This is a genomic window from Nostoc sp. 'Peltigera membranacea cyanobiont' 213 (genome assembly GCF_002245975.1).
Lineage (GTDB): Bacteria > Cyanobacteriota > Cyanobacteriia > Cyanobacteriales > Nostocaceae > Nostoc.
The window spans coordinates 1-10,434 of the sequence record NZ_NOLI01000203.1 but is presented as its reverse complement, the minus strand read 5'-3'; the positions used below and the strand labels follow the sequence as shown (position 1 = coordinate 10,434).

General features: G+C 41.9%; 13 protein-coding genes. 11 read left to right on the top strand and 2 right to left on the bottom strand.

What is annotated here, in order from left to right:
* Together CDG77_RS31700 and CDG77_RS31695 are read right to left on the bottom strand one after the other, a co-directional pair.
* Window positions 1-901, bottom strand: a 901-nt coding sequence (locus CDG77_RS31700; RefSeq protein WP_094333181.1) for a molybdopterin molybdotransferase MoeA, incomplete at its 3' end; no start/stop codon positions are given.
* Window positions 902-950: 49 nt separating this feature from the next.
* Window positions 951-1,577: a hypothetical protein gene (locus CDG77_RS31695; protein ID WP_094333180.1), complete on the bottom strand. Its 627-nt coding sequence runs from the start codon at window positions 1,575-1,577 to the stop codon at window positions 951-953.
* A gap of 200 nt (window positions 1,578-1,777) precedes the next feature.
* Between CDG77_RS31695 and CDG77_RS31690 the strand changes: the two genes are divergently transcribed.
* The 11 genes from CDG77_RS31690 (at window position 1,778) to CDG77_RS31640 (ending at window position 10,277) form a co-directional block, all read left to right on the top strand.
* Window positions 1,778-2,335, top strand: a complete 558-nt coding sequence (locus CDG77_RS31690; protein ID WP_094333179.1) for an RDD family protein — start codon at window positions 1,778-1,780, stop codon at window positions 2,333-2,335.
* Between the two features lie 43 nt (window positions 2,336-2,378).
* Complete coding sequence (gene rpmG, locus CDG77_RS31685; protein ID WP_094333178.1) at window positions 2,379-2,573, top strand: 50S ribosomal protein L33; 195 nt, start codon at window positions 2,379-2,381, stop codon at window positions 2,571-2,573.
* 2 nt (window positions 2,574-2,575) lie between these two features.
* Entirely contained in the window at window positions 2,576-2,791 is a 216-nt protein-coding gene (gene rpsR, locus CDG77_RS31680) for a 30S ribosomal protein S18 (protein WP_094333177.1), read from the top strand.
* Between the two features lie 177 nt (window positions 2,792-2,968).
* Window positions 2,969-5,029: a ribonuclease catalytic domain-containing protein gene (locus tag CDG77_RS31675; RefSeq protein ID WP_094333176.1), complete on the top strand. Its 2,061-nt coding sequence runs from the start codon at window positions 2,969-2,971 to the stop codon at window positions 5,027-5,029.
* 258 nt (window positions 5,030-5,287) lie between these two features.
* Window positions 5,288-5,572, top strand: a complete 285-nt coding sequence (locus tag CDG77_RS31670; RefSeq protein WP_094333175.1) for a type II toxin-antitoxin system ParD family antitoxin — start codon at window positions 5,288-5,290, stop codon at window positions 5,570-5,572.
* Window positions 5,572-5,877 (top strand): type II toxin-antitoxin system RelE/ParE family toxin, encoded by a 306-nt coding sequence (locus CDG77_RS31665; protein ID WP_094333174.1) that lies wholly within the window; start codon window positions 5,572-5,574, stop codon window positions 5,875-5,877. Before CDG77_RS31670 ends, CDG77_RS31665 begins: the two co-directional genes overlap by 1 nt.
* Window positions 5,878-5,997: 120 nt before the next feature.
* Entirely contained in the window at window positions 5,998-6,195 is a 198-nt protein-coding gene (rpmI, locus tag CDG77_RS31660; RefSeq protein ID WP_094333173.1) for a 50S ribosomal protein L35, read from the top strand.
* Window positions 6,196-6,214: 19 nt separating this feature from the next.
* Complete coding sequence (rplT, locus tag CDG77_RS31655) at window positions 6,215-6,571, top strand: 50S ribosomal protein L20 (protein ID WP_094333172.1); 357 nt, start codon at window positions 6,215-6,217, stop codon at window positions 6,569-6,571.
* A gap of 12 nt (window positions 6,572-6,583) precedes the next feature.
* Window positions 6,584-7,399 carry a transporter substrate-binding domain-containing protein gene (locus CDG77_RS31650; RefSeq protein WP_094333171.1) on the top strand — a complete coding sequence of 272 codons (816 nt, stop codon included), beginning with the start codon at window positions 6,584-6,586 and terminating at the stop codon, window positions 7,397-7,399.
* Window positions 7,400-7,513: 114 nt separating this feature from the next.
* On the top strand, window positions 7,514-8,038 hold the full coding sequence (locus CDG77_RS31645; RefSeq protein WP_094333170.1) for a tetratricopeptide repeat protein: 525 nt from the start codon (window positions 7,514-7,516) through the stop codon (window positions 8,036-8,038).
* A 487-nt stretch (window positions 8,039-8,525) separates the two neighbouring features.
* Entirely contained in the window at window positions 8,526-10,277 is a 1,752-nt protein-coding gene (locus CDG77_RS31640; protein ID WP_094333169.1) for an alpha/beta hydrolase, read from the top strand.
* Window positions 10,278-10,434 lie beyond the last annotated feature (157 nt).

Below are 10,434 nucleotides of genomic sequence, written 5' to 3'. Positions count from 1 at the left end.
TGGGGACTGGGGACTGGGTAATGGGGAAGGTGGCAACGGTGAGGGGTTTACCTGGCCTCATTTCCACAGAGCGAATGTGGATTTTTGCGCTTAGGGACTGTAAAATTTTTTCAACATAATCATAATCTCCTACTGAGACACCGCCAGAAGAGAGAACTATATCAGCGATCGCAACAGCATGAGCAATAACTTTCTCCAAACTAACTGGATCGTCTTTCACAATCCCTAACAGTAATGGTTCTGCGCCACTTTCCTTTACCAAAGCTGCCAACGCATACTGATTAGAATCGACAATTTGCCCTGGTTGCAACGCTTGCTCGATACTCACCAACTCATCACCAGTCGAAAAAATTGCCACACGTGGACGGCGGTAAACACTTAATTGCGGACATTGTGCTGCCGCTAATACAGCAATTTCTGAGGCATTTAACTTAATTCCGGCTGGTAATAGTTGTGTTCCAGCTTGGTAAAAAGATGCTTTGTGTCTGACAAATTCTTTTAGTTTTGGTGCAGCCAGGATATACACGCGGTTTTCCTCGCGGCGTGTCTTCTCTTGCATAACTACAGTATCCGCACCTGCTGGAATCACCGCACCTGTGAAAATCCGTGCGGCTTCCCCTGGTTGAATCGTAGATTTGGGTTGATATCCAGCCGGAATATCTTCAACAATTTCTAAAACGGTGGGTTGTTCGGCGCTAGAGTGCTGCACATCTTCGTAGCGAACTGCATAACCATCCATTGCCGAATTATCCCAATGGGGAAAATCTAACGGACTGGTGACAGGCACTGCTAAAATCCGGCTATCGGCTGTCAATAAATCTACGGCTTCTATATCCCGTTGACAATCCAACGGTTGGACTAAATTTAAAATAATTGCTTGTGCATCGCTGACTGATACCATAGCGATCGCCTCCGACTTTTTCTTTTATCCCTGTAAAGTAACACTGAGTCTACTCTTGGGTAGCTTTGTCTAGATTTTTATAAGCGGTAAATCCCAAACTACACACTGCTAGTAAACCGATAATTATGCTTCCTTCGGGGACTTTGGATACCTGAACGGAATTGTTGCTCAAATCTAGTATTTGCTTTGTGCCTGCTGCATCTCTATTGTTAAAACCAAATTCTTTAGCTATAACCTCATCGCTAAAACCTTCATCTATAAGTGCGAGATTATTATTCAGCCATGTGTCGCCAGGAAGTCCATCATCCTTGCCAATATCAAAGGGGCCAAAGATTTGCTCTTTAGTGCTATCAAAGTTAAATCTCAAAAAGCTGTAATTAGATACACCACTAAGTACTGGAGTGAAACTATTTATGAGAGTACTAAATGGATCGAAGAAAGAAATTGAGAGAGACTGCAAGTTCTTCGTAGTTCCCAAACCTGCTTCCGAAATGACACTTGGAGCAGTTGTTGTATCGTAGTTAAATGAACCTTTGGCTGAATAACCTGTGTCTCCCTTCCAGTTAAAGTTGAACTCAGCAGCATCAGCTAGGTTGTGAGTGCTTATAGCGATCGCTAACACTAAAGCAATAGTCGCCACCATCCTAATAGCTCTTTTAGTAAACAGATGTGTCATAGATACAACTTCCAAATAGTTTCTCATACAATACAATACTTCTCAAAAACAGACTTTTGTGGGTTGGGCAACATCAGGGCGCTGATTATGGAACTTTTATGTACAACAGAGTTTAAACGCCAAACCCAAGTCATCACCTTAATATAAAAAACAGGAGCGATCGCTATTCCCCAATCCCTAAATAAAAATACCTATTTTGTATGACTATCGAACGACTTCCCCAAAAACACTATCCCAAGGCTGAAATTGGGCGACGAGGTATGGCATTAGGACTTGATTTCCTTGGTGTCTGGTTAGTCAGTTCCCTACTAGGAGGCGGCGATATCGGGATTCAATTTTTGGAAATCCTAGTTTTTGTGATATTTTGGCTGGTTTTGCGGGTGCTAGTGCCATACAACAATCAAGGGCAAAGTTTAGGGCGTTGGGCATTCGATTTAAAGGTGTTGTCAGTCGAAGACGGGGAAGTAGTGGGCAGAATCCCAGATTTGCCTTCATTGGTGAAGCGAGAAGCGATTATCGGCTTGGGTGCGCTTTTAGTGTCAATTGCCCTAAGCAATATTAGAGCCAATCCCACTGCTATACTGCTAGTACTTCCCCTAGCAATTGATTGTGGCACTGCCCTCTCTGATACCCAGATGCGGCAGGCTTTACACGATCGCTATTGTAAAACTTTCATGGTTTCGTCGCGTCGTGGCTACTCACTTGATATAAAAGTTAAAAGATTAGTTGAAAATATGCGGCGGAATGTGAGAAGATAGTCATTTGTGTTAAATCTCTTCAGGCTCCACTGTTTGTAAGATTATGGCTAAGAGTAAAGGTGCCCGCATTATTGTGACACTAGAGTGTACCGAGTGTCGGACAAATTCAGATAAGCGTTCGGCTGGTGTTTCACGTTATACCAGCACCAAGAATCGCCGCAACACCACCAACCGGCTAGAACTGAAAAAGTTCTGCACCCACTGCAACAAACATACCGTTCACAAGGAAATTAAGTAGAGATGAGTTATTTCCGTCGTCGTCTTTCTCCGATCAAGCCAGGAGATCCAATCGATTATAAAGATGTTGATTTATTACGTAAGTTTGTCACCGAGCGGGGTAAAATACTGCCACGTCGGATTACTGGACTAACGTCTCAGCAACAGCGAGAGTTGACATTAGCAATTAAACGTTCGCGGATTGTGGCTTTGTTGCCATTTATCAATGCGGAAGGCTAAAAAGAGGAGAGACGCGATTAATCGCGTCTGTACAGGAGAGACGCGATTATACTCTTAGGAGAAGCCGCTCTTCGAGCGTCTACGCGTCTGTACAGGAGTTAAGAATCAAAACTCCTAACTCCTAACTCCTAACTTGAAACTATTTAAACTGTTCACCAAAATTAGAGTGCGAGAGTTGTGGAGAAGGGGACGCTAGTTGAATTTAGGGTTCAAGGCGATCGCCGTTTGGGGATCGTAGAACGCCCAGACGGTAAAACCCGATGGTTTGTGGTAGATGACCGTGATCAGTCCCACAGCCTCGCGCCGAGACAAATAACTTATACAGTTACCGGACAGACCTACAAGCCCTCAGAGATTGCCAGCTTTTTACAGCAAGTCAACCCTTATCTAGACCCATCTAGCTTAGAGATAGCTTGGGAATTACTGGTTGAGGATGGGGAAACAGTCACCCCACAACTGATGGCGAATCTGCTGTTTTCGGAATCAGCCGCACCTCATTGTTACGCCGCCCATTGCTTGTTATCAGACGACAAACTCTATTTCAAGCAAAAAGGAGACGCTTATGAGCCGCGAACTGCTGCTCAGGTGGCAGAACGCAAACACCAGATGGAAGTAGAGGCATTAAAAGCTAAAGGACAGCAGGAATTTTTAACTCGTGTAGAACAGGCACTCAAAGGTGAAGCAGTAGAGTGGCAGCGCCACGATCGCCAACGCCTAGAAGGTCTCGAAAAATACGCAGCGTTGCTTGCTGACACAGTGCGGACGGGAGTTAATTATGACTCCTTAGCTCGCGCTTATCCGCCCAGCGCTCCAGTATTAGAAACTATGACCATGCTGGGACGGCCCACAACGCCTCAAGGGGCCTTTCAACTATTAGTAGATTTGGGTTGCTGGAGTCCTTATGAAAACTTGTTCCTGCGTCGTTCTTCAATTCCGATTCAATTTCCTAATAAGGTATTAGAAGTGGCGCAACAGCGTTTGGATTTCCCGCCGATTGACTCAGATACAAACCGCCTCGATCTGACTCACCTCAAGGTCTACACCATTGATGATGAAACTACCACAGAGATCGATGATGGTCTAAGTTGGGAAGTCATGCCCGATGGACGGGAGCGCCTGTGGGTGCATATCGCCGATCCCACTAGATGGTTAGTGCCGGAAGGTGAATTAGATTTAGAAGCCAGAAAGCGGGGTAGTACAGTTTATTTACCTACGGGGATGATTCCTATGTTCCCAGAGGTATTGGCAACTGGGCCAATGAGTCTAATCCAGGGAAGGGTTTGTTGCGCCCTCAGTTTTGGAATTATTTTAGGCACAACTGGGGGAGTTGAAGATTATAGCATTCATACCAGTTCTATTAAGCCGACTTATCGCCTCACCTACGAAGATGTAGATGAAATGCTACAATTACGGGTACAGGCAGAACCAGAAATTGCTGCGATCGCAACTTGGGCACAAAAACGCAAAGCTTGGCGTTACGCTCAAGGGGCAATTAGTATCACCATGCCCGAAGCAACGATCAAAGTCAAAGGTGAAGAGATCCATATTGACATTTTGGACGATTCCCCATCACGGCAAGTAGTCGCAGAAATGATGATTGTCGCCGGTGAAGTTGCGGCTCGTTATGGTAAAGCTCATAACATACCTTTGCCCTTTCGCGGTCAGCCCCAACCGGAATTACCCTCAGAAGAAGAATTATTGTTACTTCCCGCCGGATTCGTTCGCGCTTGCGCTATGCGTCGTTGTATGCCCAAGAGTGAAATGAGCATTACGCCTTTGCGTCATGCTGGTTTGGGTTTGGATACTTACACCCAAGCAACCTCTCCCATCCGCCGCTACAGTGACTTGCTTACCCACTTCCAACTTAAAGCCCATTTGCGCGGTGAAGTTCTGCCATTTTCCGCAGATCAACTTAAAGAAGTGATGATGACTGTCACCAGCATCACCCAAGAGGTGACGATGGTAGAACGGCAAACTAATAGATATTATGCTCTAGAGTATTTACGCCGCCATCCAGAGGAAACTTGGGAGGTAACAGTGTTGATGTGGCTGCGCGAAGACAGTAACTTAGCCCTAATTTTGATCGAAGATTTGGGTTTGCAGTTACCAATGGTTTTCAAGCGTTCTGTGAACTTGGGCGAACAGATAGTAGTGAAAGTTAGCCACGCCGATCCGCAAAAAGATATGATCCAGTTTCAAGAAATAGTTTATCAAGAAGCCCAAACAGCCGCGAATTAATTCGTAATTCGTAATTCGTAATTATTGGTGAAACGCTCGCGCGTAATTGTCTTTCTTGGTGATCTTTAACATTTTTGAGTGGTCTAAGTCCCTCGCTTATAACAAGCGAAAAGTTTTGCGTTGGGGTTAAAATCCCCATTGCAAAACTTAATTACGAATTACGAATTACGAATTACGAATTACGAATTACGAATTATTTTAATCTTGCTCTAACCCCTGTCGGTTAGGATATAGGGTAAATGGAATGAGGTAATAGTTGTGAATATATCTTTGACCCCAGAACTGGAGCAGTTGGTTAAGGATAAGGTTAGTAGTGGGAAATATCACTCAGTTAGTGAAGTCATGGGTGAAGCATTGAGATTGCTAGAAGAACGCGATCGCATTCGAGATCAGCGTCTAGTAGAATTGAAAGCTAAAATCCAAGTTGGTATCGAAGAACTCGAACGTGGTGAAGGAATTGATGGTGAAGAGGTATTTGCAGAAATAGAGGAAGACATTCGACGCGCTGAAGCCCAAATGCAACAAGCTGAGGCTGCTAAATAATGAGTAGGTGTATTTTAGCGCCTTCAGCTAGATTAGATTTGAAAGAAATAAGCAGCTATATTGCCCGCTTTAATCCTGATGCAGCTCGAAGATTCAACGAAAAAATTAAACAGCAGTGTAAACTGTTGGCTGATTTTCCTAATATGGGGCAAAGTTGCGATAATTTTGCTAGCGCTTTACGGAGTTTCCCTGTAGAAGATTATTTGATATTTTATCGCCCCATTGATGGCGGTGTCGAAGTTGTACGTATTGTCAGTGGTTATCGAAATTTAGAGACAGTTTTTTTAAGTGAGGATATCCCTTAAAATTGCATTTGACGAAGCGTAGGCGTAACCCGCCGCAGGTATCGCTCCGAAAAGCAAAATATTTCCATTCAAACAATTTTATTAGTATAATAATGGATCGTGTCGAATTAAAGCTATACCATGCCTAAACTCAAGACTCGTAAAGCCGCAGCGAAGCGATTCCGTGCCACAGGCACCGGTAAAATCGTCCGTCGGAAAGCTGGCAAAAGCCACCTTTTAGAACACAAATCTTCCGACAAAAAGCGTAGCATGTCCAAAACCGCCCTTGTACATGAACGCGATGAACTCAACGTGCGCTTGATGCTCCCATATTTGTAAGTCCTTCAGGAAATAAGTTATGACACGGGTAAAACGCGGTAATGTAGCTCGGAAGCGCCGCAGTAAAATTCTCAAACTAGCTAAAGGTTTTCGCGGTTCTCACTCAACTCTGTTTAGAACTGCCAACCAACAAGTAATGAAGGCGCTACGGAGTGCCTACCGCGATCGCAAAAAGAAAAAGCGCGATTTTCGTCGTCTCTGGATCACCCGCATTAACGCTGCTTCAAGACAACACGGCTTGAGCTACAGCCAGTTGATCGGTAACTTGAAAAAAGCTGATATCCAACTAAATCGCAAGATGTTGGCACAATTAGCAGTCCTCGATCCAGCTAGCTTTGGCAAAGTCGCTGAACTAGCAGTTCAAGCTAAAGGATAAAGGTGGCCACGGATGCATAACAGATGTAACAGATGGCAAGTAATTACTCGGTTACATCTGGTGTTATCCGCCACTATTTTTTGGATATGTTGCTTTTCCATAGTGGGGATAGGATTCACTGCATCTGCCGCCGAAATGTCAGAAATTCAGCAGCGCGGCTATCTCACTGTAGCTATCAAAGATAACTTGCGTCCCTTGGGATTCAAAGATGCCAGTGGCAATTTGCAAGGCTTTGAAATTGACTTGGCACAGCGATTAGCACTTGACTTGGTTGGGAAAGCAGATGCTGTCAAATTGAAACCTGTAGCGAATCGCGATCGCCTGTCTGTAGTCTTAGACAAGAAAGTTGATTTTGCGATCGCTAGGGTGACAGCAACCGAGTCACGCAGCCGGATAGTTAGTTTCAGTGTTCCCTACTATTTGGATGGCACTGTATTAGTTACAAAAGATACATCTGTGCAGCAGTTGAATGATTTGACAAAACAAAAAATTGCTGTACTCAACAACTCCAGCACTATTGCTAAAGTGCGGTTTTATCTGCCAAACGCCGAGTTGGTAGGAGTAAATTCTTATGACGAAGCGCGAGAGCAAATAGAAAGTAATGCCGCTGTAGCCTTTGCCGCAGATGCTACCGTTCTAAGCGGTTGGGTGCAACAATATCCTCAATATCGGCTATTGCCAACTAAGCTCTCAACTGAACCCTTGTCTGTAGTTACGCCCAAAGGGTTGCAGTACGATGAATTAAGACGCAATGTTAATCTAGCGATCGCTCGTTATTTAGAACAAGGTTGGCTCCAGCAACGCTCTGAATATTGGGGTTTGCCGTAAAAGACGCGATTAATCGCGTCTGTACAAGAGTTAGGAGTGAAGAATTATCTTCCTCATGCCCAATAAGCTGATAATAGATTACAGAACCAACTTTTAATATTTGTATTTGCAGAAATGGATAACAGTCTAGCCGTTGTTTATCTCTCAATTTTGGTGGTTATACTCACAATTGCAGCCGTGAGTGTTCTTCGCCAGATTTTCAAAACTCGCAAAATTGAAGGCTCCTTTGCGAAATTGCGAAAGAAGTTAGAGAAAGAAAAGGGTACGACTCAAGAATATTATGAGTTAGCCAGTATTTATTCAGAAAAAAAATTGTATTCCCAAGCGATCGCACTGTTTCAAAAAGCTCTGAAAGCTGCCGAAGAAGAGGAAGAAGAAAATATTGCCCCTATTTATAACGGGCTGGGTTATATTTATTTTACCCAAGAGCAATATGACCTCGCAATTCGTCAGTATAAAGAAGCCCTGAAATCGAAACCAGACTACGTAACAGGGTTGAATAATATTGGACACGCTTATGAGAAGAAAAAATTAACTACTCAGGCGTTACAAAGCTACGAAGAAGCACTAAAGCTCGATCCAAATAACCCTATTGCGAAACGCCGTGCTGAATCTTTACGCCGTTTAGTTTCTGCGTAAATTAAGACCTAACCCCCAGCCCCTTCCCTACAAGGGAAGGGAGTTACATTATCTGTCAGAATATCCGCCACAACAGGAAGTGATTTCAGTCCAAACAGTAACTGCTAGTTATTGACACCCGCATTGTACGAATTATTGGCTCCAGCAAATAATTTTAACAATCCAGCAATACTCTAGGGAAAAATACGATTTAAAAAATCATTTTTTGTATATAGATAAATTAAATTTTGTAAATTTGATTTTTATAATTAAGTAGAACATCTAGAAAAAACCAAACTATCTTAACAAAAGTTAAGTGAACTAAAACCCTCTTCCCTCCTGCCTCCTGCCTTCTGCTTCCTGCCTGAACCTGATGATAAATATTCAGACCGACCTACTTAATTCAACTTAATGTAATATGTAAGCAAATTTTAGCTATGCTAATCATTGCTAATGAAGTATTTTTATCTTCATAAAAAGATATTGAAATATATATAATATTAATTATATGTCAAATCCAGAATTAGCGTATACCATTGAGCGTCTTCAAAAAGGTATTTCTTCTAAATTACCTGGCTATTATGTAAGAAGTAGTGCAACTATTAATGTTGAAGATCCACCTGAACCTCAACAGCACAATGATAATGTAGATAAAATCAAGGAAATTGCTGAGTATCTCATTAAGAGCGATCGACCGGAATTAGTCTTTCATATACATGGCTATGCTAATTCTGAAAAAGACGCAATAACCCGCTATGAGAAAGCCCACAAATATGCCAATTCAGGAGATTCAAGACTTACACTTGACAATCGCAATTGTGTACTTATTGGCTATCGCTGGCCTGCTGAAACTCCTTTATTTCAAACTGGGAATTACTTAGAATCACTACCAAGTTTAATTGTGGGAATATTAATTACTTCCCTTATATTTGGTTTAATAGCTATTATCTTAACACTCTGGACAAATGCTGCATCGAATTTTCTTTTAACATCTGTGTTAATTATTCTCCTTGGATCTGGGCTTGGACTTTGGATAAGACACATAGCAAAAGCAACAGATTCTTTACGCATCATCCCGAATGGATTAGTCTTGGTTTTTTTTGCTTGGTTGTTTGGTGCAATTTTCAGTCTATTTATCAAAAATCCTCATCCGTGGTTAATATTTTTCATCGTTATCTTCGGATTTTTGATCGGTATGATTTTAGCACTAATCATTCTTCGTCTTACAGCTTACCCTCGCGATCGCTTTCGGGCTAGTAATTATGGTGTGCTAGATTTAGTAAGATTCTTCCAAGATTTACAAAAGGAAATATTAGATAAATATCCTAATAAAAATTGGGAAAACGTCAGAATCAAAGTATCATTTATTGCCCATAGTTTAGGTTGTGAAGTCGCAACTCAGACGATTCGCATTCTCTCTGATGTATTTGACCCTAAAGCACTTAATGAGAAAGCTTCTTCTAAAATTGGTGATGTATTTAGTCTAGGAAGATTGGTGCTTGTTGCACCAGATATTCCTGTGGAATCGATCTTAACTTCTAGAGCTAATTTTCTGAAATCTTCATTGAAGCGTTGTGAAGAAGCCTATATATTTTCTAACGAAGCTGATTTAGCATTACGTTTGGCTTCACCCCTTGCTAATTATTTTAGTTTTCCAGCTAAAACTAGGGATAGAGGATATAAATTAGGTAACATAACTGTTGCTCGTAATCAGAAAAAATTGCAACTAAATGATTATGGTATAGTCAATTGTCAAAATGGCGATTTTACTAACCTTGCTCCTCCTTCTGAATGTCTTGAAATCCGAGCATCCTCAAACGAGCGTAAGAGTTTACATTGCCTGAATAATAACGATCAACTTGATGAGAACGCTATTGCAGACTCTTTTACATATTTTGATTGCACTGATTATACTGATTGCACTGATACAGAAATATCAAAGAGAGGAATTGTTAGTTTCTCTCAAAAACAATCTGCTCTCAATTTTTTTGACTATGTTAAATTGTGTGGTGCATACTTTTTTAAATTTACACGGTATATCAACGTACATGGAGGATACTTTGAGGGCGAGTTTTGTCAAATCTTAATTAATGAACTTGCTTTTGTTGGTTATCAGGGACTACTTAGTAGATATTCAAAATCAAATCAGTTTGATGAAGCTCAATACAAAGAACTTTCTCTGAATTTTTCTGAAGATTGTAGAAGCAAATATATCCAAGTTCTGCTTGCAATGCCTAAAAATCTGCCTGCTCAAGGCTAATCCCCAGCCCCAATTTCAGTCGGAGTTTAAATAATTTCCGTCTGTTCGCGCACCGTCTCGTAGGCAAAATGTCTTGAAGTTAAGTAGGTGGGTGGGAAAATTTATAACTATGTCATTGCGAACGTAGCAAAGCGAAGTGAAGCAATCACAAGGGTTT

Coding starts and splice junctions, on each gene's coding strand:
- rplT (WP_094333172.1), top strand. CDS start 6,215: ATGACACGGGTAAAACGCGGTAATGTAGCTCGGAAGCGCCGCAGTAAA.
- CDG77_RS31640 (WP_094333169.1), top strand. CDS start 8,526: ATGTCAAATCCAGAATTAGCGTATACCATTGAGCGTCTTCAAAAAGGT.
- CDG77_RS31650 (WP_094333171.1), top strand. CDS start 6,584: ATGCATAACAGATGTAACAGATGGCAAGTAATTACTCGGTTACATCTG.
- CDG77_RS31690 (WP_094333179.1), top strand. CDS start 1,778: ATGACTATCGAACGACTTCCCCAAAAACACTATCCCAAGGCTGAAATT.
- CDG77_RS31695 (WP_094333180.1), bottom strand. CDS start 1,577: ATGACACATCTGTTTACTAAAAGAGCTATTAGGATGGTGGCGACTATT.
- CDG77_RS31665 (WP_094333174.1), top strand. CDS start 5,572: ATGAGTAGGTGTATTTTAGCGCCTTCAGCTAGATTAGATTTGAAAGAA.
- rpmG (WP_094333178.1), top strand. CDS start 2,379: ATGGCTAAGAGTAAAGGTGCCCGCATTATTGTGACACTAGAGTGTACC.
- rpsR (WP_094333177.1), top strand. CDS start 2,576: ATGAGTTATTTCCGTCGTCGTCTTTCTCCGATCAAGCCAGGAGATCCA.
- CDG77_RS31645 (WP_094333170.1), top strand. CDS start 7,514: ATGGATAACAGTCTAGCCGTTGTTTATCTCTCAATTTTGGTGGTTATA.
- rpmI (WP_094333173.1), top strand. CDS start 5,998: ATGCCTAAACTCAAGACTCGTAAAGCCGCAGCGAAGCGATTCCGTGCC.